General features: G+C 62.1%; 21 protein-coding genes. 9 read left to right on the forward strand and 12 right to left on the reverse strand.

Annotation, left to right across the window (positions count from 1 at the left end):
* Positions 1-46: 46 nt before the first annotated feature.
* A complete protein-coding gene (locus HD842_RS11915) occupies positions 47-592 on the reverse strand; it encodes an A24 family peptidase (protein WP_183554653.1) in 546 nt (181 codons plus the stop codon).
* A 58-nt stretch (positions 593-650) separates the two neighbouring features.
* The gene (locus tag HD842_RS11920; protein WP_183554655.1) at positions 651-845 is read right to left on the reverse strand and encodes a Flp family type IVb pilin; all 195 of its coding nucleotides are present in this window, start codon (positions 843-845) and stop codon (positions 651-653) included.
* A 360-nt stretch (positions 846-1205) separates the two neighbouring features.
* On the opposite strand from HD842_RS11920, the gene HD842_RS11925 reads away from it, so the two are divergent.
* Positions 1206-2240: a GGDEF domain-containing protein gene (locus HD842_RS11925; RefSeq protein WP_183554657.1), complete on the forward strand. Its 1035-nt coding sequence runs from the start codon at positions 1206-1208 to the stop codon at positions 2238-2240.
* Positions 2241-2251: 11 nt separating this feature from the next.
* On the opposite strand, the gene HD842_RS11930 is transcribed toward HD842_RS11925, so the two are convergent.
* Positions 2252-3469 carry an HD-GYP domain-containing protein gene (locus HD842_RS11930; RefSeq protein WP_183554659.1) on the reverse strand — a complete coding sequence of 406 codons (1218 nt, stop codon included), beginning with the start codon at positions 3467-3469 and terminating at the stop codon, positions 2252-2254.
* Positions 3470-3670: 201 nt separating this feature from the next.
* Here HD842_RS11930 and icmF point away from each other — a divergent pair, with 201 nt between their 5' ends.
* The 5 genes from icmF to HD842_RS11955 all read left to right on the forward strand — a co-directional run bounded on the left by icmF (position 3671) and on the right by HD842_RS11955 (position 12096).
* The gene (gene icmF, locus HD842_RS11935) at positions 3671-6976 is read left to right on the forward strand and encodes a fused isobutyryl-CoA mutase/GTPase IcmF (RefSeq protein ID WP_183554661.1); all 3306 of its coding nucleotides are present in this window, start codon (positions 3671-3673) and stop codon (positions 6974-6976) included.
* 58 nt (positions 6977-7034) lie between these two features.
* On the forward strand, positions 7035-7355 hold the full coding sequence (locus tag HD842_RS11940; protein ID WP_183554663.1) for a hypothetical protein: 321 nt from the start codon (positions 7035-7037) through the stop codon (positions 7353-7355).
* Positions 7356-7545: 190 nt separating this feature from the next.
* Complete coding sequence (prsT, locus tag HD842_RS11945) at positions 7546-10320, forward strand: XrtA/PEP-CTERM system TPR-repeat protein PrsT (protein ID WP_183554664.1); 2775 nt, start codon at positions 7546-7548, stop codon at positions 10318-10320.
* A gap of 147 nt (positions 10321-10467) precedes the next feature.
* The gene (locus HD842_RS11950) at positions 10468-11139 is read left to right on the forward strand and encodes a GNAT family N-acetyltransferase (RefSeq protein ID WP_221290474.1); all 672 of its coding nucleotides are present in this window, start codon (positions 10468-10470) and stop codon (positions 11137-11139) included.
* Positions 11140-11217: 78 nt separating this feature from the next.
* Positions 11218-12096, forward strand: a complete 879-nt coding sequence (locus tag HD842_RS11955) for a ThiF family adenylyltransferase (protein WP_183555298.1) — start codon at positions 11218-11220, stop codon at positions 12094-12096.
* Positions 12097-12224: 128 nt separating this feature from the next.
* Here HD842_RS11955 and pepA read toward each other — a convergent pair whose 3' ends face one another.
* The 9 genes from pepA to HD842_RS12000 all read right to left on the reverse strand — a co-directional run bounded on the left by pepA (position 12225) and on the right by HD842_RS12000 (position 19535).
* A complete protein-coding gene (gene pepA / locus HD842_RS11960) occupies positions 12225-13040 on the reverse strand; it encodes a flocculation-associated PEP-CTERM protein PepA (protein ID WP_183554666.1) in 816 nt (271 codons plus the stop codon).
* Positions 13041-13223: 183 nt separating this feature from the next.
* Positions 13224-13889, reverse strand: coding sequence for a class I SAM-dependent methyltransferase (locus HD842_RS11965; protein WP_183554668.1), 666 nt, complete (start codon positions 13887-13889; stop codon positions 13224-13226).
* Between the two features lie 134 nt (positions 13890-14023).
* Positions 14024-14599 (reverse strand): GNAT family N-acetyltransferase, encoded by a 576-nt coding sequence (locus HD842_RS11970; protein WP_229424731.1) that lies wholly within the window; start codon positions 14597-14599, stop codon positions 14024-14026.
* 309 nt (positions 14600-14908) lie between these two features.
* On the reverse strand, positions 14909-16009 hold the full coding sequence (locus HD842_RS11975; protein WP_183554673.1) for a nucleotidyltransferase domain-containing protein: 1101 nt from the start codon (positions 16007-16009) through the stop codon (positions 14909-14911).
* On the reverse strand, positions 16006-16923 hold the full coding sequence (locus HD842_RS11980; protein ID WP_183554675.1) for an HprK-related kinase A: 918 nt from the start codon (positions 16921-16923) through the stop codon (positions 16006-16008). Before HD842_RS11980 ends, HD842_RS11975 begins: the two co-directional genes overlap by 4 nt.
* A complete protein-coding gene (locus tag HD842_RS11985; protein ID WP_183554677.1) occupies positions 16911-17216 on the reverse strand; it encodes an HPr-rel-A system PqqD family peptide chaperone in 306 nt (101 codons plus the stop codon). The genes HD842_RS11980 and HD842_RS11985 overlap by 13 nt, the downstream gene beginning before the upstream one ends.
* Entirely contained in the window at positions 17194-17784 is a 591-nt protein-coding gene (locus tag HD842_RS11990; protein WP_183554680.1) for a hypothetical protein, read from the reverse strand. Before HD842_RS11990 ends, HD842_RS11985 begins: the two co-directional genes overlap by 23 nt.
* A 172-nt stretch (positions 17785-17956) precedes the next feature.
* Positions 17957-18586, reverse strand: a complete 630-nt coding sequence (locus tag HD842_RS11995; protein ID WP_183554682.1) for an XrtA/PEP-CTERM system exopolysaccharide export protein — start codon at positions 18584-18586, stop codon at positions 17957-17959.
* A 184-nt stretch (positions 18587-18770) separates the two neighbouring features.
* The gene (locus HD842_RS12000; protein WP_308638390.1) at positions 18771-19535 is read right to left on the reverse strand and encodes a S1 family peptidase; all 765 of its coding nucleotides are present in this window, start codon (positions 19533-19535) and stop codon (positions 18771-18773) included.
* A gap of 404 nt (positions 19536-19939) precedes the next feature.
* Here HD842_RS12000 and HD842_RS12005 point away from each other — a divergent pair, with 404 nt between their 5' ends.
* The 3 genes from HD842_RS12005 to HD842_RS12015 are packed head-to-tail and all read left to right on the forward strand — an operon-like array spanning position 19940 to position 24031.
* Positions 19940-21475 (forward strand): XrtA system polysaccharide chain length determinant, encoded by a 1536-nt coding sequence (locus tag HD842_RS12005; RefSeq protein WP_183554686.1) that lies wholly within the window; start codon positions 19940-19942, stop codon positions 21473-21475.
* Positions 21476-21501: 26 nt separating this feature from the next.
* Positions 21502-22428, forward strand: coding sequence for an XrtA-associated tyrosine autokinase (locus tag HD842_RS12010; protein WP_183554688.1), 927 nt, complete (start codon positions 21502-21504; stop codon positions 22426-22428).
* A complete protein-coding gene (locus tag HD842_RS12015) occupies positions 22421-24031 on the forward strand; it encodes a TIGR03016 family PEP-CTERM system-associated outer membrane protein (RefSeq protein WP_183554690.1) in 1611 nt (536 codons plus the stop codon). The genes HD842_RS12010 and HD842_RS12015 overlap by 8 nt, the downstream gene beginning before the upstream one ends.
* Positions 24032-24033: the final 2 nt, after the last annotated feature.

Below are 24033 nucleotides of genomic sequence, written 5' to 3' on the forward strand. Positions count from 1 at the left end.
GCATCTATTTGCGGCACTTGATGCCTGACAAGAGCAGCCGCAGCGATCATGCGAGGGGCGTGGCGCCGTAACGACTGACCAGGTGCACGATCGTCCCGGCAGCAATGGCCACGCCATACGGAATCGCGCCGGCGCTGGGCCGGCCGCTGTTCTCCGGGCTCGGCAAGCGTTGCAGGCGCAGCAGGATGGGCAGCAACATGGCCCACAGATTGGCCAGGGCCAGGCGCAGCCGCCCTTTGACAATGAGAACCACCAGCACCATCACGCCGCCTGCGCACCAGGCCAGGATGGCGATGCGCAGCGCGTCGCCCGCGCCGGTGAAGACGCCAACGGCGGCCATCATCTTGACGTCGCCGGCGGCCATGCCGCGCAGCAGATAGAACGGCAGCAGCACGGCCAGACCGGTCGCGCAGCCGCCCAATGCGGACAGCAGCGCCGTCACCGGCCGGGGCGACAGCAGGTGCAGCAGCAGCGCGCCGAGTACGCCGGCGAGCAGCAGAAGATTGGGAATGCGCCGACTTTCCAGGTCCTTGATCGCAGCGGCGGTCACCAGCAGCAGCAGCAGCGTGTCGCGGTAGGGTGCGATATCCATGATCGGTTCCAGAAAAAATGCCCCCCGGGGCCGGACTGCGACCTGGGGGGCACACGGATTACGGTGCAGTCGGGTTAGCGGTGTTCAGCTGATCCCGGATGTACTCGAACGTTTCCTTGATGCCAGTACCGACCTCGCCAGCCACGGTGGCCATTGCGACGCCGATGAGTGCAGCGATCAGGCCATACTCGATGGCAGTCACACCGTTTTCGTCTGCGATGAAGGCTTTGATGGCGGAGGTAATCGTGCTCATGACAAAACTCCTTTAGTGGTTGAAAAATACTGGCTGCGACCGGGCCCGGCCGCCCCTGCTACGTGACGTGTGCCAGTAAGTTGACTATAGGTATTAGTGCCGAGCGGCAATTTGATGATGCTCAGTTTTTCCACATGGAAATATTTTTGACTGAGGAAAAACAAGGTTCACGGGCCGCTGCGGCGCGACCCGATGACGCAGGAGAAAAATCGCCAAGAATAGTTGCCGCTAGTACAAAAAAGCATTATGCTGTTTTGCTTGGCCGCTGAAAAATGCGGCACTTCCGGCCCTCTTGCGCGTCATCCCACGCCATCTGCAGGGTCTTTTTTTTCGTGCTTTGGCTGGCCTGACAACGACGACATGGATTCCCTGCTGCGACACATGGTGGACATGACCGGCCACCGCGATCATGCGATGCTGGACATCTCGGTGATCTCGGCGGTCCAGGAACTATCGGGCGCGAACCAGACCCGGGTCCTGGGCATTTCCAGCGTCGCCGACCAGCTGTTCGTGCGCTCGCGCGCCTGCATCCAGGCCGGCGGCGTCGCCTGTCCGGAAGAACCCCAGGACAGCGGCCCGGGCGAGCCGATCGCCACCTATCCTGAACTCGAGGCGTGCCTGCGCCAGCACGCCACGCGCGCCGAAGGCATGGGCCAGGACGGCTTGCGCCGCCTGTGGCTGCCGATCTGGTTTGGCGAGCGGGCCGATACCTGCCTCGAGATCGCCCACGACACCCCGTTCACGCCGGAAGCGCTGTACATGGTCAGCGGCATTGTCAGCGTGTACCGCAATTTCCAGAATCTGCTCGATTACAGCGAACGCGATTCGCTGACGGGCCTGCTCAACCGCAAGACCTTCGACGACCAGCTGGCGCGCATGCTGCTGGCAACGGACGCCGATCCCGTCATGCCCGGCCTGGCCGAGCGGCGTGGACAGCACGGGGCGGAGGCGCAGTGGCTGGCCGTGGTCGACGTCGACCACTTCAAGACGGTCAACGACCGCTTCGGCCACCTGTATGGCGACGAGGTCCTGATCCTGATCGCCAACCTGCTGCAGTCGTCCTTCCGTACGCAGGACCGGGTGTTCCGCTTTGGCGGCGAAGAGTTCGTGGTGCTGCTGCGTTCGACGACGCTCGAGAACGCGCGCCGCATCATCGAGCGCTTTCGTCTCGATGTCGAAAGCCACCATTTTCCGCAGGTGGGGCAAGTCACTGTCAGCATCGGCTTCACGGGCGTCAGCGCGGCCGATTCGCCGGTCGTCACGCTCGGCCACGCCGACCAGGCGCTGTATTTCGCCAAGGCCAACGGCCGCAACCGCGTCTGCCATTACGAAGCGCTGGTCGACGGCGGCCTGCTGCAGACCGTCACGACCAACGACACCGCCGAATTCTTCTGAACGCGTTGCGCTCAGGCGACCTGCATGAAGCGCAGCGGTTCGACCTGCCACTTCTCGGCCGACTCGTGACGCACGATGCGGTCACCGCCGCCAAAGCCCAGCGGCCGTGACAGATCGACGGTCTCGGGCTTGATGTAACGCTGTTCCCGGGTATGGAAGAACACGTTGACCTTCGGCGTGAGCAGGCTCGTTTCGTGCGGCTCGACCACCACACCCAGACGGCCCGATTCCAGCAGCACCAGCGTGCCGACCGGGTAGATTCCGACGCAGCGCATGAACTCCTGGACCAGGGCGGGATCGAAGTGGAATTTGCTCCACTCATACAGCTTGCGCAGCGCTTCGGCCGGTGCCACCCCCTTGTGATAGCAGCGCTCCGACGTGATCGCGTCGTATACGTCGACGATGGCCGCCATCTGCGCCAGTTCGCTGATCGCGTCCCCGGCCTGGTGGTCCGGATAACCGCTGCCGTCGCGCCGCTCGTGGTGGTGCAGCGTGATGTCGAGCGGTATGGCGCCAATGCCGGGCGTGCGCAGCAGGATGTCGTGGCCATCGCGCGGATGGCGCTTGACGATGGCAAACTCGGCGTCGGTCAGGCGTCCCACCTTGTTGAGAATCGCATCCGGCACCAGCGCCTTGCCGGTGTCGTGCAGCAGCCCGCCGATGCCGGCCTGGTAGATGCGCTCGTCATCCAGATTGCGTGAGCGGCAGAATGCCACCAGCAGCGTGCACACACTCACCGAATGCAGGAATGTGTAATCGTCCTTGTTCTTGATCTGCAACAGGCCGAGCAAGGCGCCCGCGTTGCGCAGGATCGATTCGGTGATGTTCTGCACGACCGGCCCGACCTCGTCGAGGTGGACGGCCTTGCCCAGCCGCGCGTCCTGCATCACCGTGCGCACCACGCCCACCGCTTCGCGCCGCACCGTGGCCGCGCGCTGCAGCTCCTCGCCAACGGAGAATCGTACCCGACTGGTCGCGGTGGTGGCCAGCGCCGTCACTTCGGCTTCTGTGGCTGCCTGCGCCTGGGCCAGCGTGGGCGCGTCCACGTCCATGCCGCGGCTGCAATCGATCACGACGCCGTGGATGCGCGCATCGCGGATTTTCTGGATTTCGCTCTCGCAGGACAGCAGGAACTGACTGCGCACAAATGGATGCTCCATCCAGCCACAATCGAGATCGTGGATGAACATGCCAACCCTGAGCTGTGACGCATCCACTTTTTTCAACATCTGACGTACCCCTCTGGTAACCGGCGCGGGTGTGTCCACGCGCTATGCAGGAAGTATACCAAATGATTGCAATAAATCACTTAATGTTATCTTTAGTAAAACTTCAAGAAACCGGTTCATTTGTTCACTACTTGACGTTAACGTTAACGTCAGCTACCGTACCAGCACCCCTCGTCCTCCCGCCTACAAGGACTGCTACCCATGAACGATACAACCGCCGCCGCCACGCTGGCCGCCCCCGCCCCTGCTACCCCGCAACTGGCCAACAAGGTGCGCTTCGTCACCGCCGCTTCGCTGTTCGACGGTCACGACGCCTCGATTAACATCATGCGGCGCATCCTGCAATCGAACGGTGCCGAGGTGATCCACCTGGGCCACAACCGCTCGGTCGACGATGTCGTCACGGCGGCACTGGCCGAGGACGCGCAGGGCATCGCCATCTCGAGCTACCAGGGCGGCCACGTCGAATACTTCAAGTACATGATCGACCTGCTGCGCGAGCGCGGCGGCGCGCACATCAAGGTATTCGGCGGCGGTGGCGGCGTGATCGTCGCGCACGAAATCGACGAACTGCACGCGTACGGCGTCACCCGCATCTTCAGTCCCGAAGACGGCCAGCGCATGGGCCTGGTCGGCATGATCCACGCGATGCTGCAAGCCTGCGATGTCGACCTGTCGCCGTATGCCCCGACCACGCTGGCGGCGCTGCAGCAGGGCGAGCTGGCCGCGCGCCATCGCCCGCTGGCGCAGCTGATCACGGCGCTGGAAAACGACAAGGTCGACGCCGCGCTGCGCGCGCAGATCCTCGAACACGCCGCGACGCTGCGCGTGCCGACGCTGGGCATCACCGGCACCGGCGGCGCCGGTAAATCGTCGCTGACCGATGAACTGATCCGCCGCATTCGCCTCGATCAGGGCGACCGCCTGAACATCGCCGTGATCTCGATCGACCCGTCGCGCCGCAAGTCCGGTGGCGCGCTGCTGGGCGACCGCATCCGCATGAATGCGATCAGTCCGTGGAACGGCCAGACGCGCATCTTCATGCGCTCGCTGGCCACGCGCGACGCCGGCTCGGAAATCTCGCAGGCGCTGCCCGACGTGATCGCCGCCTGCAAGGTGACCGGGTTCGACCTCGTGATCGTCGAGACGTCGGGCATCGGCCAGGGCGACGCCGCCATCGTGCCGCACGTCGACACGTCGATGTACGTGATGACGCCGGAATTCGGCGCCGCCTCGCAGCTCGAAAAAATCGACATGCTCGATTTCGCCGACTTCATCGCCATCAACAAGTTCGACCGCAAGGGCGCGCTCGACGCGCTGCGCGACGTGGCCAAGCAGTACCAGCGCAACCGCGAGTTGTGGAGCCAGAGCCCGGACCAGATGCCGGTGTTCGGCACCCAGGCATCGCGCTTCAACGACGATGGCGTAACGGCGCTGTACCACGGCCTGCTGCCAAGGCTGGCGGCGCTCGGCCTGCCGATCGATACGAGCAGCCTGCCCGCGCCGGCGCTGCGCTACTCGAGCGGCAAGAACGTGATCGTGCCGCCGGCGCGCAGCCGCTACCTGGCCGAGATCGCCGACACCGTGCGCGGCTACCACCGCCATGTGGCGCGCCAGGTGAAACTCGCACGCGAGCGCCAGCAACTGGGCGAATCGAAGCGCATGCTGCTGGCCGCCGGCCAGGGCGCTGCCACGGGCGACGCGCTCGACGGCTTGATGGCCGAACGCGACAACGCGATGGATGGTGAAGCCAAAAACCTCGTGTCGGCCTGGCCTGCGCTGCAGGCCGCGTATGCCGGTGATGACTACGTCACGCACGTGCGCGACAAGGAAATCCGCACGCGCCTGGTCACCAAAACCCTGTCGGGCAACCCGATCCGCAAGGTCGCGCTGCCGCGCTTTGAAGACCACGGCGAAATCCTGCGCTTCCTGATGCTCGAGAACGTGCCGGGCGCGTTCCCGTACACGGCTGGCGTGTTCCCGTTCAAGCGTGAAGGCGAAGACCCGACCCGCATGTTCGCGGGCGAAGGCGATGCGTTCCGCACCAACAAACGCTTCAAGCTCGTCTCGACGGGGATGGATGCCAAGCGCCTGTCGACCGCGTTCGATTCGGTCACGCTGTACGGCGCCGACCCGGCGCTGCGGCCCGATATCTACGGCAAGGTCGGCAACTCGGGCGTGTCGATTGCCACGCTGGACGACATGAAGGTGCTGTACGACGGCTTCGACCTGTGCAGCCCGTCGACGTCGGTGTCAATGACGATCAACGGCCCGGCGCCGACCATCCTGGCGATGTTCATGAATACGGCGATCGACCAGCAGATCGACAAGTTCGCGCACGACAACGGCCGCCAGCCCACGCCTGAAGAAAGCGAAAAAATCCGCGCCTGGGTGCTCACCAGCGTGCGCGGCACCGTGCAGGCCGACATCCTGAAGGAAGACCAGGGCCAGAACACCTGCATCTTCTCGACCGAGTTTTCGCTGAAGGTCATGGGGGACATCCAGGAATATTTCGTGCGCCACGGCGTGCGCAATTTCTACTCGGTGTCGATCTCGGGTTATCACATTGCCGAAGCGGGCGCCAATCCGATCTCGCAACTGGCCTTCACGCTGTCGAACGGCTTCACATTCGTCGAAGCCTACCTGGCGCGCGGGATGCACATCGACGACTTCGCGCCGAACCTGTCGTTCTTCTTCTCGAACGGGATGGACCCGGAATACACGGTGCTCGGGCGCGTCGCACGCCGCCTGTGGGCCGTGGCCATGCGCGAGCGCTACGGCGCCAACGACCGCTCGCAAAAGCTCAAGTACCACATCCAGACGTCGGGCCGTTCGCTGCACGCGCAAGAGATCGACTTCAACGACATCCGCACCACGCTGCAGGCGCTGATCGCGATCTACGACAACTGCAATTCGCTGCACACCAATGCCTACGACGAAGCGATCACCACGCCGACCGATGAATCGGTGCGCCGTGCGCTGGCCATCCAGCTGATCATCAACCGCGAATGGGGCCTGGCCAAGAACGAGAACCCGAACCAGGGCGCGTTCATCATGGACGAACTGACCGACCTCGTCGAAGAGCAGGTGCTGCAGGAATTCGAGCGCATCGCCGAACGCGGCGGCGTGCTGGGCGCGATGGAAACCGGCTACCAGCGCGGCAAGATCCAGGAAGAGTCGATGCTGTACGAGCACCAGAAGCACGACGGCACGCTGCCGATCATCGGCGTCAATACCTTCCGCAACCCGAAGGGCTCGGGCGCACCGGCAACCATCGAACTGGCGCGCTCGACCGACGACGAAAAGCAGTCGCAGCTGCAGCGTCTGGACGCCTTCCACACGCGCCACGCGGACGCCGCGCCAGCCGCCCTGGCCGCGCTGCGCCAGGCCGCGATCGACAACCAGAACGTGTTCGCGCACTTGATGGACGCCGTGCGCGTGTGCTCGCTGGGGCAGATCACGACGGCGCTGTTTGAAGTGGGTGGGCAGTACCGGCGCAATATGTAATTGTAATAATGGCGGGGGCAAACAGCCTAGAATGGCTTCGTGAACCACGGAGTCATTCATGCCAATCCGCCCCGCACAACTGGCCGCCCTGATGCGCGAAGTCGAACAGGAAGACCCGATCGACTTCGCCGACCTCCCCTTTCCCGAAGACGAACTGCGCGACCTCGTCGCCAGCCACCTGTGCGAGATGGCGGCGGCCATGGAAAACTTCAGCCAGGAAGATCGCCTGATGACGCTGCTTGCCGTCTCGGCCAAGCTGGTGCTGGAAAACCTCGTACTCCACGTACAGTTATTACGGCGGCATGGCTTGCCCGTGGGTGAACATGTCGATGCCTTGCTACAACGTCTACGGGGCGGTCCCGGTAGCGAGGGCGAGTGACAAGGGCTGCGCCCGCCGCTTCCAGTCTTGGTAACAATTGCTCTCACTTTTTTGCTGTTACCTGTGGCTGGAATTTGCAACAATTGCATCCGTTTGCACGTTGGCGACGCTGTTCCTTCAGGTATTATTTGTTGTTGAGGAATTTCGCTATCTGGCGAAACAACGAACTCCATTGCCTGAGGAATCCCACATGTCGCGCCACGCTACCAAGCTTACTCTTACCGCCCTGCTGTCCGGCGCCATCCTTGCTGCCGGTCTGTCCGGTTGCAACCGCACCCAGTCGACCGAGACCCTGCTGGCCGAAGCCACTGACTATCAAAAAAAGGGCGATATCAAGGCGGCGCTGATCCAGTTGAAGAATGCCGTGGCCAACAGCCCGGAAAATGGCGAAGCGCGCATGGCGCTGGGTACCCTGCAATTGTCGACTGGCGACGCCGTGTCGGCTGAAAAAGAATTCGGCCGCGCCCGTTCGCTGGGCATCCCGGCAGCGCGCGTGCTGCCGCTGCTCGGCCAGGCGCTGACGCAGCAAGGCAAGTTCAAGGAAGTGCTCACCGAGATCACGCCCGAAGCGGCGGCCGGTTCGGCCCCACTGCTGAGCCTGCGCGCTGACGCGCTGCTGGGCAGCGGCAAGCCGGAAGAAGCGCAGCAGGCCTACGCCGCCGCGCTGACGGCCGATGCCAATTCGGGCGAGGCCCTGATGGGCATGGCGCGCATGGCTGCCGCCAAAGGCGACCGTGAAGCAGCCACGCGTTACGTCGAAGATGCTGTGGCCAAGGATTCGAAGAATCCGGAAGTCTACATGATGCAGGGCTCGATGCTGCGCATGATGAACAAGCCCGACGAAGCCCTGGCGGCCTATAGCCAGGCGCTCAAGCTCAAGCCGGATCACCGCGGCGCCCACATTGAAAAGGCGTACGTCGAGATCGCGCGCGGCAAGTTCGATGCGGCCAAGATCGAAGTCGAAGCAGCGGAAAAGAATTCGCCGGGCAGCCTGTTGGTGGTGTACACGCGCGCCCTGTTCGAGTTCTCGCAAGGTAAATACTCGGCAGCCAAAGACGCGCTGGCCAAGATCCTCAAGATCGCGCCCGATCACCAGCCGAGCATCCTGCTGGCCGGCGCGTCCGAGCTGAACCTGGGCGGCACCCAGCAGGCCGAGCAGCACCTGCGCAAATACCTGCAAAGCAATCCGGACAACGTCTACGCCCGCAAGCTGCTGGCCCAGGCGCAACTGCGCAATTCGCAGCCAGCCGATGCCGCCGCGACCTTGGCGCCGGCCCTGAAGGATGCGCCGCAGGATGCGCAACTGCTGGCCCTGGCAGGCGAGTCGTACATGCAGGTGCGTGACTTCGACAAGGCCAGCAGCTACCTCCAGCAGGCCGCCACACTGGCGCCGCAAGCTGCCGCCGTGCGCACCTCGCTTGGCCTGTCGCGCCTGGCGCAGGGTGACCAGGCCCGTGGCCTGAGCGAACTCGAAGCGGCCGCCACGCTCGATCCGAAATCGATCCAGGCCACGATGGCCCTGGTGCAGACCGAGATGGGCATGAAGCGCTACGACCGGGCCGAGGCCGCCGTCGCGTCGCTCGAAAAGCAGCAGCCTGACAGTGCACAGGTGCAGCAGCTCAAGGGCGCCGTGTACATGGTCCAGGGCAAGAATGCGCCGGCACGCACGGCATTCGAGAAAGCCGTGCAGCTGCAGCCGACGTTCCTGCCGGCTGTCACCAATCTGGCACGCCTGGACATGCAGGAGAAAAAGCCGGACGCTGCCAAAGCGCGCTTCACGGCCTTCCTCGAGAAAGACAAGAACAATGCCGACGCCATGGCGGCATTGGGTGAGCTGGCGCTGCTGCAGAAGAACACGGCCGAAGCCACCACCTGGTTCGAAAAAGCCAGCACGGCCAATCCGCAGGCAACGGCCCCGGCACTGAAACTGGGCGCGCATTACCTGCGCACCGACCAGGCACCAAAAGCGCTGACGCTGGCCCGCAAGTTGCAGACCACGAACCCGACCGATGCCGGCGTGCTCGAAATGCTGGGCCAGTCGCAGGTCGCCACCAAGGATCTGAACGGCGCACTCGATACCTACAGCAAGCTGGCCAATGTGCTGCCAAAATCGGCACCGGCGCAGATTCGCCTGGCCGAGGTGCAGCGCCTGCTCAAGAACGACAGCGCAGCCGCCGGCCACATCAAGCGCGCGATCGACCTCCAGCCTGATTTCATGCCTGCGCGCCTGATGCAGGTGGATGCGGCAATGCGCGCCAAGCGCCCGGACGATGCGCTGGCAGCAGCGCGCCAGGCGCAGCAGGTCGCGCCAAAAGCGCCACTGGGCTTCGTGCTCGAAGGCGACATCCTGATGAGCCAGCAAAAGAGCGCGCCTGCCCTGCAGGCGTATGAAAAGGCCGTGGCGCTGGCGCCGTCGTCAGAACTGAACGCCAAGGTCGTGCAGGCGATGCAGGCCGGTGGCAAGAGCAAGGAAGCGCTGGAGCGCGCCGAAAAGTGGCTGGCCCAGAACCCGTCTGATGCACGCATGGCCATGATGGTCTCCGAGATCAATATGGCGGGCAAGGATTACAAGGCGGCCATCGCCCGTCTGGAATCCGTGCAAAAGACGGCGCCGGATAACCCGATGGTGCTGAACAATCTGGCCTGGGCCTACCAGCAGGTGAAGGATCCGCGTGCGCTGCCAACTGCCGAGCAGGCATTCAAGGTTGGCGGCGACAATCCGGGCGTGATGGACACGCTGGGCTGGATGCTGGTCGAGCAGGGCAATGTCGCACGCGGCCTGCCACTGCTGCAAAAAGCCAGCACCCAGGCGCCGAACGCCATGGAGATTCGTTATCACCTGGCACAGGCGCTGAACAAGAGTGGCGACAAGGCTGGCGCCAAGCGCGAGCTCGACAAGCTGCTGTCAGCGAACACGCCATTCGCGCAAGCCGATGAGGCACGCGCACTGCTCAAGACGCTGTAATGTGGCACGCTGCCGCCGCACGCCATCGCATGGCTTGCGGCGGCCTTGTTTTACCGTTGCATACAGCATCCTGGCGATGATATTTATTCATCCTATCGAACGCTCAATTTATTGATGTCGAGATAAGATGTCATGACATAAATAAGGATGTTTATCGTGAACGACGATTCATACGGAATCCGGCTTACCGATACTTCGGACGGTCGTAACTCGGCCAGCATGCTGATCAACAGGATGTACGCCTGGCGTGGCTATTCCGGAGATCACCAGCCGAGTAACGACCCCAATCGCATCACGCTGACCGCCACCGACAAGGGCGACGTCGTCGGCACCCTCAGTATCGGCATCGATTCCGAGGTCGGGCTGATGGCCGATGAAGTCTTCGGCGCTGAGCTCGACGCCCACCGCGCCAATGGCGCCCGCCTCTGCGAGTTCACCAAATTTGCGTTCGATCCGTCAGTGCGCTCGAAAACCGCGCTGGCCAACGTGTTCCACCTGGCCGTCATCTACGCCCGCGACATGCATGGCTGCACCGACATCATCATCGAGGTCAATCCGCGCCACCGCCGTTTCTACGAGCGCATGCTGGGGTTCCGCAAAGAAGGCGAGCTCAAGGTCAATACGCGGGTGGATGCGCCGGCCTACCTGCTGCGCGTGAACCTCAACTACGTAACCGAGCAGATCAGTATTTTCGGCGGCACCTTTGCCGCCGATGGCGAAACCGAAGAGCGCTCGTTCTACCCATACTTCTTTTCGCCCCGCGAGGAACGCGGTATCATCAACCGCCTGCTGCGCATGGATGAGTCACATCCGGCGTAAGCGACTGCGCCGCCGGTATGCGCCCTGCTCTTCCTGCGGCGCCGACCAGCTTGTCCCTACTTTTTCGCAATGTCCCCGATGAGCAATCCGTTCCAGTACGAGCAGGCGTTTTCACGCAATATTGGCTGGGTCACGCCCGCCGAACAGCAGCAGTTGCGTGGCAAGCGCATTGCCATTGCGGGCGGCGGTGGCGTCGGTGGCGTGCACCTGCTGACGCTGGCCCGTCTGGGCGTCACGCATTTTCATATTGCCGACTTCGACACCTTCGACATCCCCAACTTCAACCGCCAAGTGGGCGCGATGATGTCGACCGTCGGCCAGCCCAAGGCCGACGTACTGGCGCGCATGGCGCGCGACATCAACCCCGACATCGACATCAAGATCTTTCCCGAAGGCGTCCATGCCGACAATCTTGATGAATTCCTGGCCGGCGTCGATCTGTACGTCGATGCGCTCGACTTCTTCGCCTTCGATGCGCGCCAGCAGACGTTTGCTGCCTGTGCACGGCTCGGTATCCCGGCCACCACGGCGGCGCCACTGGGCATGGGCGCTGCCCTGCTCAACTTCATGCCGGGCAAGATGACGTTCGAGGAGTATTTCGGCTGGGGCGATTTGCCGGAGCAGGAAAAGGCGATCCGCTTCGTGGTCGGCCTGGCGCCGGCTGGTCTGCACCGCAACTACCTGATGGTGCCTGGTTCGGTGAACTTCGCCGAGCGGCGCGGTCCATCGACCTTCATGGCTTGCCAGCTGTGCGCCGGCATCATTGCCACCGAATCGCTCAAGATCCTGCTGGGGCGCGGCGACGTGCTGGCGGCGCCATGGGGCATGCAGTTCGACGCCTACCGCAACAAGCTCAAGCGCACGTGGCGGCCGGGCGGCAACCGGCATCCGATCCAGCGCCTGGCGATTGCCATTGGCCGGCGCCAGTTTGCCCGCATGGCCGCCGCCGGTCGCTGAACCGTTGGCGCGGCGATTTGCTGGCGCGTCGCGCCGACGAGTCGGGCAACGAAAAAAAACCACTGCCGTTACCGGTAGTGGTTTTTTTCTTGCTTGAGAATCAGGCCTGCGCAGCAGGCCCGTAATTCTTAGGCAGCTTTCTTGTTGCGGCGACGTGCTGCGTACAGACCCAGCATGCCCAGGCCCAGCAGGCCAACCGATGCTGGCTCTGGCACTTCCGAAGGCTGGCCTTCGAACACGACGTCCAGCGAACCGGTGATGGTCTGGGTTGCGGTCGGCGAGAAGCGGGTCAGCTGGCCCGACTGGAACGACAGGTTGTAGAACGGGTTTGGCGAAACGAAGAAGTTTGCGCCTGGGCCGGTCAGGTTGAAGGTGGTGTCCGAACCGAAGCTGCCGCAGTTGATGCCGACGCCGGAGCCGGTGCCGCAGGTGCTCAGCGTTGGGTCCAGGTTGCCTTCACCAGCCAGTGCAATGCCGGTAGCCAGTTCGACGTCATCAGCCGTGTTTGCGAAGGTGAAGTTGCCCGAACCGGTGGTTGCGTTGGCGGTCTTGACGGTGTTGTTGCCAGCATCCAGGAACAGCGACAGGCCACCGGTGCCTGGCAGGAACGTGAACACGGTCTCAGCGCCCGTGGTCACGAAGGTGCCTGCTGCTTTGTACAGTGCGTACATGCTGTAACCAACGCCCAGACCCGTCGTGCCGGCCTTGACCGAAACACCGTTGCTGACGAACGACGTAGCATCCCAGTACAGCGAGACATTGAACGTACCAGCTGCCTGGTTGAACGTTGCGATTTCGGTGTAGGTGCCGCCGATACGGTCAGCGGTGAAGTTCGCGTAGCTGCCGGTCGGGTTGACTTCGAACACGCCAGCACTTGCGGTTGCGCTGAACAGGGAAGCAGCTGCGATCGATGCGGCGACGATGGTTTTCTTGAAGGCGTTCATTTCGTAAATCTCCTGGGTTATCTGGGGTACTGCTCACGAGGCTATATAAGCAATCACCGTGCCAGCTCAAGAGATTTGTTTTAAATCAAACAGTTAGCGATTCAGACTGTTCGAGATCAAACATCACTGTAAAAAATACCGACAGCATATTTCCTCCCTGAAGACGATGCTGTCAGATTGCTCCTACACCGGCTTGCGTACCACGACATTCCAAGTATTTCCCGAAGTAAATTCGGAGTGAATTTCATAACCTGCCGCCAACATCTTGGCGCGAAGTTCTTCGGTATGGAATGGGCTGTACAGAATGCCCTTGCGGATGCCCCAGTCATTAATTTTTTGCGCTGCCCAGCGTAGCGGTGCGAATCCGGTTGGGTACAACAACACGTTTGCTGCCATCGTGCCGCCTGGTTTGAGCACACGCAGGATGTCGCGCAAGGCGCCATCGATCGTCGGGAAGCAGTGGATCGAGTTGGCGATATTGGCCGTGTCGAAGCTGTTGTCGGCAAACGGCAGCTGTGCCGCATCGGCGTGCTGGACAACAACCTGAGGATTATTGGCAAAACGGCGCTTGGCACCGGCCAGCATCGACGGGGCGTAGTCGATACCAGTCACCTTGACTTGCGGCAGCTTGCGGCGACGGCGCCAGTTCAGCACCATCTCGAGCAGCGTTCCGGTGCCGCATGCCACTTCCAGGTGTTCCGGACCAAAGTTCGGTCCGAAGAAGCGCATCTGGGTGCCGATGGTGCTGTTATAAGCGAAGGTCAGAATGAAGAAACCGCGCAGGTCGTACCACCACGGCTCGGAGGAATAGGCTTCGGCGATTTCGTCCCTGGTCTTACCTGTCGTCATGGCGCACCCTCATTGTCAAATACAAGAGCGCTGAATATAGGACGTTCCTGCCAAGCAGGCAAGGAACAAATGCAACAGAGAAAGTATGGCGGGCTGCCGCGGCCCTTGGGAAGGGACCGCAGAAGGGTGACTGATTAACCGAGCTGGCGCAGGCGGTTGATGATACCGGCTTCTTCACGCTGCGAAAAGAACCATGGAAACAGCGAGCGCTCGCCCACTGCCTTGTCCTGCATGCCGCCCCACTTGGCCACCTGCTCGGTCCCGTAGGCCGTGGCGGCGCTGAGCAGCACTGCCGGCGCCTGAACGCGCGGGTTGGGCCGCGCTTCGCACACTGTCTGGAAACCCAACATGGCTTCATAGAAACGACGGTGACGTGGATTGACCTCAATGAAGATGTGCGTGCAACCATTCAGGTCGCGGGCATAGATCAGGGCCACGTGGAACAGCGAGGCCAGCACGGCCTTGGACTTGATCGCCGGATCGACAGCCAGCTTGATGATTTCGCATACCTTGCCGCTGTTGCGCTGGGTATCGACGTAGTCGGCAAACACCTGGTCGGCCATCAGGCCGATCTCGGAATCCAGGCCCAGGCTCAAGGTGCCGAATACCTGTCCATGGTCCGAGGCGGTCAGCGTGATCCGGTTCGGATCGTTACCGATCTGATGATTACCGCTATAGCCGCGCCAAGCATACATCTTACTGATGAGCATGCTCGCGGAGTTACGCTGGGTGTCAATATCAGCCGCGCGAATGCCGAATACGCGTTCGTTGATGGTGACGTCGATGATGCTGGGATTCATTCCGCCGTTAGCGAAGTCATCGCTGCCCAGACTTGCGCAAGGAACGGCTGGCGCTAATGTCTCGATCATATACTTCCTCCAGGCGAAACCGATATGTAATGCATTGATGAAATGTGATCATCATAGCATCAATAATTACAATTTATAAATTTAATTACCAGAATGAACTTTTTCTGGTAATAGGGCTACTAAACTCGTCAGAAAGCAAAGAGTAGCAGCTCAAGCGGCCTCTGCGGTACGTGGCGACAAGAAAGCCTTGTGAAACAAGTGGCGCGCGAGCAACACCGGTGGCATACGCAGCCAGTTTCCGCGCACATACAAGGTAAAGCGCGCTGCGCCATCGAAGCGCGTGGCGCATTCCGGGTGTAACGGCGACAGTGCGCGCAGGAAGAGCGCGTCCATCAATGGCAACAACAAGCCTGTTGGACCAAATGGCGCGGCGGCAGCCAGCGTTGCCGCTGGCACCGGCGTGCCAAAAGTGTGGGTGATGTAACGCAATGCGTAGAACAACGGGCGCGTCAGTTCCAGCGCATCGGCACGCGCCACGAGGCCATCCCAGAACCCTGGCTCGGTGTCAAAATGCAGCGCCAGGCGATGCAGATCGAACAGGTCGCGCAAGCCCTGGTCGAATTCGCCACCAAAGAACAGGTGCACGGCGCTGTGCAAGAACATGTCGTGTGGGCACAACGTGTAGATGCCCAGCGCGCCCTGCTCACCAGGAATCGCCCGCGCTGCCGCGCGCAGCAATGCCGGATCGGGCCGCACGGGCGCCGTTTCGGGCAGGATTGCGTGGTGCACATCGATCGCATTGCCGCGGCGCAAATGCACCATTGGGGGCAGCTCATGCATCCAGGTACGGTAATAGCGTTCGTCGTAGGCGTCATGGTGGGCGCTGGCCCAGCCGTGAAGCATCAGCGCGCGCTCGACCTGGTCGAGGCTGTCCTTGGGCACCAGAATGTCGATGTCCGAAAACAAACGGCCGCGTCCGGACGGCAGGCCGGCCATTGCATACGCAGCGCCCTTGAGCAAAATCAGGGGCAACCCGAGCTGGGCCAGGGCGCTGCGGATGCGCTCGACCTCGTAGCCGGTCAGGCGCCGGTGGCGCAGGGCCACGATGCGCATCGCGTCCAGGTGCTCGCGCGGCTGCATCGGCACGCCATCGAGCAAACCATGCTCCTCGAGCAAATAAACGAGGATTGCGCTGAGATTGGCGCTGTCGGCCTGGCGCAGCAGGCGCTCCCAGCCCGGAAGGTCGAGGGTTTGCACTCTGGCGGGTCGGGACAGGACCTCGACCAGCAACGATGGTACGGGCGCGCTCATGGCGTCTCGCCAGCCAGGCCGTCGAACAGGGCAATGGCTTCGTCGAGCTGACTGTAACAGAACTCGTGGCCATCGCAGTCGTCGACCAGATTCGCCAGGCAATCGAAACCATCGGGTCCGAGCACAAAATAATTGAACGCGTTTTCAGCCACTCGCATGAATAACTGCCCTTTCGACAGCGGCGTCAGTGTGGTGGCAGCGCCCGCCTGATAGCGCGGGAACACGACGTGGCGCGCCCTGGCCACGTCGCCGACGCGGGCGACGCTCCCGGACGGCGCTTTGAGGTGCGCGATCGTGCCCTTGGTCGTGCCGGGCACCGGCATGCCGAAGGTGGCATCGGGCGCAAACGCGCGGATGACGTCGATCGAGGTGTTTTTCAGGCTGACCGGGCGCGCCAGCGGCACGAGCATGCCATCGCTGCGCCGTACCAGCGTCAATTCATCCGACAACAGACGCCAGCCGCGGCACACCAGCGCCGCACACAGCGTGCTTTTGCCCGAGCCGGGCGGAGCCGGCAGGACAACCGCGCAACCATTGCGCTCAACAACGGCGGCGTGCACGATCAGGTAGCGGTGGGCGCGGTTCGACACGCACCAGTTCATCACCCACTCGAACATTGGCCAGGCCTGCGCCAGCGGCAGCGGGGCAAAGGGTTCGCGGCCGTCATAGTCGAAGCATACCTGCGGGTGCCACCAGCGCCGCAACCCGGTGGAGTGCAGCAGGCGCACCTGGAAATCGGCGAAGCCGCCCGGCGCCTCGACCGGGTAGTCGCGGTACAGCGACCCGATGCCATCGGCGACGAGGGAGATATTTGATTGAACACGGCTGACGAAAGGCCCGGTGCGCAGCAACAGACCGGGGCCGCCGAGGCGCCGCACCAGTTCGGCGCGGCCCAGATCGGCTACAAGGGACATGGTTCGATCAGATCCAGGCTGGAGAGTTGTCCGAGCAGGTCGGCGACATCGTCGGACAGGGTGGCGTCTTCGACGTCGAAGTGTTCGCGCAGGACTGCGGCAAGCGCCGTTTCCGAAGTAGCTGTGGTGCCCATATGTTCGAGGACGACGAGCGCCTCGAGCGTCAGCAAGTGGGTGGCACCGGAGATGTCATTAAACAACACCACTTCATCCTGCCATTGCCGGTAGTGCAGTGTTGCAGGTCCCGGACGACGCCAGAACCCGGGTCGATCACCAGCCGTGAACTGCGACAAGATAGTTCCTGACCTCGCCGACAGTCCAGTACTGATTGGCGCTGACCTTGTAGTGGCCGCTGACCTTGAGTTCGTTCCACATGCGCTGCAGTGTCGGCACGTCCAGGAAGTCGATGCGCTTCGAGATCACGTTCAGATAGGCAGCTGCCAGGTGACGCCCGATATTGTAGCTATCGTACTTGGCGTTCATGACGTCCAGCAGGCTGGCCTTGTAATACGTATCGGCAAACCTGCGCTCGTTGCACGTGAAGATATCGTGGAACTTCTTGGTCTTGTTGCATGGCCATCCGTAGGCAATGGCGCACCACACCGAAGGCGACAGTGGATTGCAGCGCTGCTCTGTGGCGTTGTTGCTGATGCCAGCCGAAATATGGGCAGAAGCCGATTCGCAGACGAAACCGGTTCTCTTCAGCGTGGCATGGCTTTCGAGCGTCCACAGCACGCCAGCCGCACCGATGCCAGCCTTGGCCAGGCGACGGCGGGTTGCGCCATGCTTGGGCATTGCCGGCGCCTGCGGAATTTGTTGCTGCTGCGGCTCGCTACCGCTTTGTTGTTGATCATTAGCCACGGAGAGTCCTCGATTTCAATTGCGCACGCAGAGGGGGGAGCAAGATTCGCGCCCAATAAAGTTCCTGCGGGAATAATTCACTTAAAACAATAACTTAAGCGCTTGTCAAGCGCGATTCACACCCATTGTAGGACCGAAGCCGGTCTGGGGTGTAAAAACCATCGACAAGAACTTAAAAAAAGCTCTCCGGGATGACCAGGATGTCGCCTGGACGCATCATGATGTTAGCCGAAATATCACCGTCCTTGATCAGGTCGTCCAAACGGACAACGAGCTTTTCCTGCTTGCCATCGACGGTGCGGATAATGCTTGCCTTGTTGCCGGAAGCGAATTCAGTCACGCCGCCGACGGCGATCACGACATCCATCACCGACATGTCGCGGCGGTATGGCAGCGCCTGCGGTCGTGCAGCCTGACCGATCACACGGATCTGCTCACTGAAGTTGCCGATGAAATTGGTGACCACGACAGTGACGACGGGCTGCTGGATGAACTTCGCCAGGGCACCTTCGATATCGCGCGCCAGTTGGGTTGAGGTCTTGCCAGCGGCCGGCAGGTCTTCCACCAGCGGGGTGGTGATTTTGCCGTCCGGACGGACCGGCACCGACATCGATACTTCAGGGTTGCGCCAGACGATGATGTTGACGCTGTCACCAGGGCCGATCAGGTAATCCGGGTTGATGGGCGCCATCGCGGCAGTGCTCGGTGGCACAGGCGTAGCGCAAGCGCCAAGCATCAGCATGCAGGCAGCAGCGCCCGCGGTTACCAGGTGTTTCGTCAGTTTCGTCATCATCGCGTTCATCCCTAGCGCGCTGCGTGCTCCACGTACCAGCATGGTGTACGGCGCGCATCAATAATTGTTATTTCGCCATCATGGCCTGCGCTATTGTAGCGCAGTCCGGGATGGGAACAAGCCATGCACAATTGAAATACTTTCTTGTTGCAACTTCAACACGATGCCTGACAAGCCAACGCGACAGGCCCGTCTAGCGCGCCAGCAATTCCTTTACATGGCGCACCGGAATCGCATACGTGATGCCGCTGGGCGCCGTGATCGCGGATTCCTTCAAACCTTTCACGAACACCATATTAATTACCGCCAGCACCTGCCCCGTATCCGGGTCGTACAGCGGACTGCCGCTGTTGCCAGGGTAAGCCGTGCCATCGAGCTGATAGATACTGAACGGCGTGCGTTGCAACTGGGTCACGGCGCGCGCATCGAGCCGGCGCGCGCTCAGTGACGGCTGCATCACCGGCGTGATCGCCGCCAGCAGTGCGCGGTGCGTCGCCGGGAACAGGCCCAGCACCATACCAAGTGGAAAACCGGTAAATGCCAGCGCCTGCCCTTCGGCCGCCATGCTCGCATCACCCAGTTTCAGCGCCGGCAATGGCGTGCCCTGAATGCGCAGGTGCGCCAGGTCATGCTCGCGATCCAGGCCAACCAGCTGGGCCGCGCGAAAACGCACACTGGCGCCATCGGGCACCACGATGCCGATCTGCTCCAGCTTGGCCCCGTCGAGCTGGTTCGGCACGACGTGGGCATTGGTGATCACGCTCAGGCCGTCGCCGACCACAAACCCCGTACCGCTGAACACGATGGCCGGACTCCGGGTCTGCATTTGCGTGCCAACGCCCACGATCGACGGCTTGACCGCCGCCACCGTCTGCACCAGCGTGGCGGCGATTGCAGGCAGGCCGATGCTAAAGGCCAGCACCCCTGTTGCCAGCTTCAATCCAATCATTCGACGCATCATCAGGACTTCCCGACTTCTCTATGTAGTGTAGTTGCACAACGGAAGCAATCGTACGAACCGTTTCGGAATTTAGCCATTATAATAAGGACCTTTGAATTTCAGCAACATTCCGCAGCGCCTGCTTTGTCACGGTCCAGCAACAACCGTTCCACAAAATACACCGAGCAAGTTCATTAAATGTTTGCGATAATGCAACAGTTAAGCGTGCGGTAATGAAATTTACTTAAGATTCCCTGCGACTGTTTGCGGGTGTGTTGCAAACAGATGTTACCAATTACCCAGAATCGCTGGATTTCCTAACCCTCAATTGCAATTGCTTAGGGTACAAGCGATCATGCACATTGTTTATTTGTGAACCTGGTTTTTTTAGAGACCGGGACCTGACCGGCGAGACTGATACGATGGCTGAAATTACTTCCCAGATTCTTAACTTATTGAAAGCCATCGGCAAGTACCGCTGGCACGCGGTCATCATCACGTGGGTGGTGGCGCTCGCCGGCTGGCTCGTCGTCTACAAACTGCCCAACCAGTACGAAGCATCGGCCCGCGTCTACGTGGATACGCAAAGCATCCTCAAGCCGCTGCTGTCGGGCATGACCATGCTGCCGAACCTGGAGCAGCAAGTCCTTTTCATGCGCCGCACCCTGATCAGCCGTCCGAACGTGGAACGCGTGGTACGCGAGGTCGACCTCGACGTCAAAGCCGAGGATGCCAAGGAAATGACCAAGCTGGTCGACGACATGATGGCCAACATCAAGATCGCCGGCACCGAGCGCGATGACATCTATACCATCACCTACACCGGCACCAGCGCGCGCGAAGGCAAGGACGTGGTCCAGGCCTTCCTGACCATCTTTGTCGAAGGCAGCTTCGGTGGCAAGAAGCAGGATTCCGACAAGGCCGTGCAGTTCATCGACGACCAGATCCGCAGCTACGAAGAGCGCCTGGCCGAAGCCGAGAACGCGCTCAAGGATTTCAAGATCAAGAACATGGGCATGCTGCCGAATCAGGGCGCCGACTACGGTTCGCGCATGATGGCCACCAATGAATCGCTGAACCAGGCGCGCCTGGAGCTGGCCGAAGCGGAACAGGCGCGCAATGCCATCCGTCGCCAGATTTCGGGCGATAACCGTGGCAGCAGCGGTAATCGCGCCGCGCCGATCTTCGTCGATCCGGTCATGGACGAGCGCATTGCCACGGTGGTGAAAAACCTGGATACACTGCGCACCCAGTACACCGAGCAGCATCCCGATATTGTCGCCAATCGCCGCCTGCTCGAGCAGTTGCAGGCACGCCGCGCCGAAGCAGCCAAGAATACCAAGCCGAGCCTGGATCCGGGCGCGAGCTACAGCCCGATGCTGCAACAGCTGACCGTGCAACTATCCGATGCCGAAGCGCGCGTCGCCTCGCTGCAGGCCCGCGTGGCCGAGTTCAGTGCGCGTTCCGGCCGCCTGCGCGGCCAGAGCGAGCAAGTGCCTGAGATCGAAGCCCAGCTGGCGCGCCTGAACCGCGACTACGAAGTCAATCGCGAGAACTACCAGAAGCTCGTCGAGCGCCGCGAGTCGGCCAAGCTGTCGGGAGACCTGTCGTCGGCCACCGACATGCTGACCTTCCGCGTGATCGACCCGCCAACTGCACCGAATATTCCGAGTGGCCCGAACCGCCTGCGCTTGTTCTCGCTGGTGTTTGTGGCTGCGCTCGCCGCTGGTCTGGCCGGTGCATTCCTGCTGAGCCAACTGCGTCCGACCTTCCTCAGCCAGGCTGCCCTGCGTGAAGCGACGGGCCTGCCGATCCTCGGGTCGGTAAGCATGAACTGGACCGCCGAACAGACCGTGCTGCGCAAGCGCCGCCTGCTCGCACTGGCAGCCTCGGTGCTGGTACTGTTCGGCCTGTACGGTGCCGGCGTTGCCGCCATCCTGGTCCGCCCGACGATGTAAGGCCGGTTGGCCAACAAGGAGCAAATGTGAGCATTATCGAAAAAGCAGCAAGCCGTATCGACCAGCAGCGCCAGAATGCTGCTGATACCACCGCCGCCAGTAGCGTGGCGGATTCGCATGACCCCATCACGCCCGATGCCGGTTTCGTTCACGCGCGCGCGCCGGAGCCTGCCGTGCCGACGCTGGCGCCGGCCGCTGCCGCACGGCCAACGGCCGGCCGCCACAGCACCCGCGTCATCGAACTGGACCTCTCGCGCATGCGCGAGCTGGGCATGGTCACCGCCGCCGGCGGGCGCACGAACCTGCTGGAAGAATTCCGGATCATCAAGCGCCCGCTGCTCAAGCGCGCTTTTGCCGAACGCGGCGCCAAGGACAATCCGGGCAACCTGATCATGGTGACGAGCTCGCTGCCAGGCGAAGGCAAGACCTACAGCGCGATCAACCTGGCGATGAGCATCGCCATGGAACTCGATCACACCGTGCTGCTGGTCGATGCTGACGTGGCGCGCCCGTCGGTGCTGCGCACGCTCGGCCTGCCAGCCCAGCGCGGCCTGATGGACATCCTGCTCGACGACACCCTCGACCTGTCGGATGTCATGCTGCGCACCAACGTCGATACACTGTCGATCCTGCCAGCGGGAACCAGCACGCCACGTGCAACCGAACTGCTGGCCAGCTCGACGATGACGGCGATGGTGCACGAACTGGCACACCGCTATCCCGACCGCGTGATCATCTTCGATTCGCCGCCCTTGATGCTCACGAGCGAATCGCGCGTGCTGGCCAGCCACATGGGCCAGATCGTGGTGGTCGTGGAAGCCCAGACCACGACCCAGCATGCGGTCAAGGAAGCCTTGCAGCAGCTCGAAGGAATGGCAAACGTCAACCTCCTGTATAACAAGACCAGGGATATTCCTGGCATCGAAGAAACGTATGATTACCACTATGGCTAAGCAGCGCGTGGGCCGCGCCGTGCCGCGCTTGACGCCGCTCGCGGCGGCCGCAATGCTGCTGGTCGCCTTCCCGGCGCACGCCGAATTGACGATCACGCCGACGCTGCTCGTCAGTGAAATCTGGACCGACAACGTCAACCTGACCGACGACGCGTCGGCCTACAGCGACCTGATTACCCAGGTGTCGCCTGGGATCACGGTGCTCAACCGCAGCCGGCGCCTGACGGTCGATGCTACTGCCCAGGTGCATGCGTTCGCCTTCCTGCACGGCGACGACCGGCGCAACCTGGCCGACCCTGCCGTCATTGGCCAGACCATCGACACCGCCAATACCCAGCGCAGCTACCGCGGCAGCCTCAGAGGCGAACTGGCGCGCGATTTGTTCTTTATCGACGCGAGCGCCTCACGCGGCCAGCAAAGCATCTCGGCCTTCGGTCCGCGCGCAAGCAACGACATGTATTCGAACCGCAACCGCACCGAAATTGATACGTGGAGCATCAGCCCGTATCTGATGCACCGCTTCGGCAACGCCGCGCAGGGCACGCTGCGCTACACGCGCGACTCGGTCGGCGGCGGCGATGCCCTCGGCTACCGTGGCACCGGTGGTGACAGCTTCCTGGCCTCGCTGGCCAGCGGAACGGGCTTTCGCACAGTCGGCTGGGGCGTCAATTACACCAGGCAAGAGCTCGGCGGTGCCGAGTATGGCGACTCGTCGAACGAGAGCCTGTCGACCAATCTGCGCTACATCGTCAGCCAGCGCCTGTCGCTGCTGGCCAATGCCGGCTACGACCGCTACCAATACGAAGGACTGGGCGGTGGCGACCAGGGCGCCAACTGGTCGCTCGGCTTTGCCTGGTCGCCATCGCTGCGCACCAATCTGCAGATGACGCTCGGTCGCCACTTCTATGGCACCACCGGCACGCTGGCGGCTGTGCACCGCTCCCGTAGTACGAGCTGGAACATCAGCTACGACGATGTCGTCACGACCTCGCGCCAGCAATTCCTGCTGCCATCGACGATCAACACCGCAGGCCTGCTCGACAGCATGTTTGCCACCGCCTATCCGGACCCGGCCGAGCGCCAGCGCGTGGTTGCCGCCTACATTCAGGCAAACGGCCTGCCGCCGTCGCTGACCGACAGCGTCAACTACCTGAGCAACCGCTTCATACGCCAGAAATCGCTGCGCGCTTCGGTCGCCTACCGCCGGGGCTACAGCAATGCCGTCGTCTCGCTGTATGCCACGCGAAGCAATGCGCTGTCGAACCAGGAAAGCGACAGCCCGCTGCTGGGCAGCCAGCAAGGCAGCCTGAACGATAACGTGCAACAGCAAGGCTTCGATGCAAGTTATACGTACCGGCTCAGTTCACGTTCCAACGTGACCGCGGGCTATGACGTCAGCAAGAACGAGTCGACATCGAGAGAGTACGAAGACTACCAGCGCACGCTGCGGGTGGGCGTGACGCGCACCTTCGGCGACCTGCGCGCTGCGCTCGACCTGCGTCGCCGTAGCGGGAGCCTTGGCCGCTGGTATGCCGATGGCGCCAGTGCCGGCGGCACCTTTACCGAGCACGCCTTGGTGGCGAGCGTCTCCATGAAGTTCTGAAA

Source organism: Massilia aurea (assembly GCF_014200505.1).
In the GTDB taxonomy this organism is placed as follows: Bacteria; Pseudomonadota; Gammaproteobacteria; order Burkholderiales; family Burkholderiaceae_D; genus Telluria; species Telluria aurea_B.

Bases quoted from the DNA above. Each gene is read 5' to 3' on its own strand.
- prsT (WP_183554664.1), top strand. From the start codon at position 7,546: ATGTCGCGCCACGCTACCAAGCTTACTCTTACCGCCCTGCTGTCCGGC.
- HD842_RS12000 (WP_308638390.1), bottom strand. From the start codon at position 19,535: ATGCGTCGAATGATTGGATTGAAGCTGGCAACAGGGGTGCTGGCCTTT.
- HD842_RS12015 (WP_183554690.1), top strand. From the start codon at position 22,421: ATGGCTAAGCAGCGCGTGGGCCGCGCCGTGCCGCGCTTGACGCCGCTC.
- HD842_RS11950 (WP_221290474.1), top strand. From the start codon at position 10,468: ATGTTTATCGTGAACGACGATTCATACGGAATCCGGCTTACCGATACT.
- HD842_RS11955 (WP_183555298.1), top strand. From the start codon at position 11,218: ATGAGCAATCCGTTCCAGTACGAGCAGGCGTTTTCACGCAATATTGGC.
- HD842_RS11965 (WP_183554668.1), bottom strand. From the start codon at position 13,889: ATGACGACAGGTAAGACCAGGGACGAAATCGCCGAAGCCTATTCCTCC.
- pepA (WP_183554666.1), bottom strand. From the start codon at position 13,040: ATGAACGCCTTCAAGAAAACCATCGTCGCCGCATCGATCGCAGCTGCT.
- HD842_RS12005 (WP_183554686.1), top strand. From the start codon at position 19,940: ATGGCTGAAATTACTTCCCAGATTCTTAACTTATTGAAAGCCATCGGC.
- HD842_RS11920 (WP_183554655.1), bottom strand. From the start codon at position 845: ATGAGCACGATTACCTCCGCCATCAAAGCCTTCATCGCAGACGAAAAC.
- HD842_RS11975 (WP_183554673.1), bottom strand. From the start codon at position 16,009: ATGAGCGCGCCCGTACCATCGTTGCTGGTCGAGGTCCTGTCCCGACCC.
- HD842_RS11915 (WP_183554653.1), bottom strand. From the start codon at position 592: ATGGATATCGCACCCTACCGCGACACGCTGCTGCTGCTGCTGGTGACC.
- HD842_RS11970 (WP_229424731.1), bottom strand. From the start codon at position 14,599: ATGCTCATCAGTAAGATGTATGCTTGGCGCGGCTATAGCGGTAATCAT.
- HD842_RS11940 (WP_183554663.1), top strand. From the start codon at position 7,035: ATGCCAATCCGCCCCGCACAACTGGCCGCCCTGATGCGCGAAGTCGAA.
- HD842_RS11995 (WP_183554682.1), bottom strand. From the start codon at position 18,586: ATGAACGCGATGATGACGAAACTGACGAAACACCTGGTAACCGCGGGC.
- HD842_RS11980 (WP_183554675.1), bottom strand. From the start codon at position 16,923: ATGTCCCTTGTAGCCGATCTGGGCCGCGCCGAACTGGTGCGGCGCCTC.
- HD842_RS11925 (WP_183554657.1), top strand. From the start codon at position 1,206: ATGGATTCCCTGCTGCGACACATGGTGGACATGACCGGCCACCGCGAT.
- HD842_RS11930 (WP_183554659.1), bottom strand. From the start codon at position 3,469: ATGTTGAAAAAAGTGGATGCGTCACAGCTCAGGGTTGGCATGTTCATC.
- icmF (WP_183554661.1), top strand. From the start codon at position 3,671: ATGAACGATACAACCGCCGCCGCCACGCTGGCCGCCCCCGCCCCTGCT.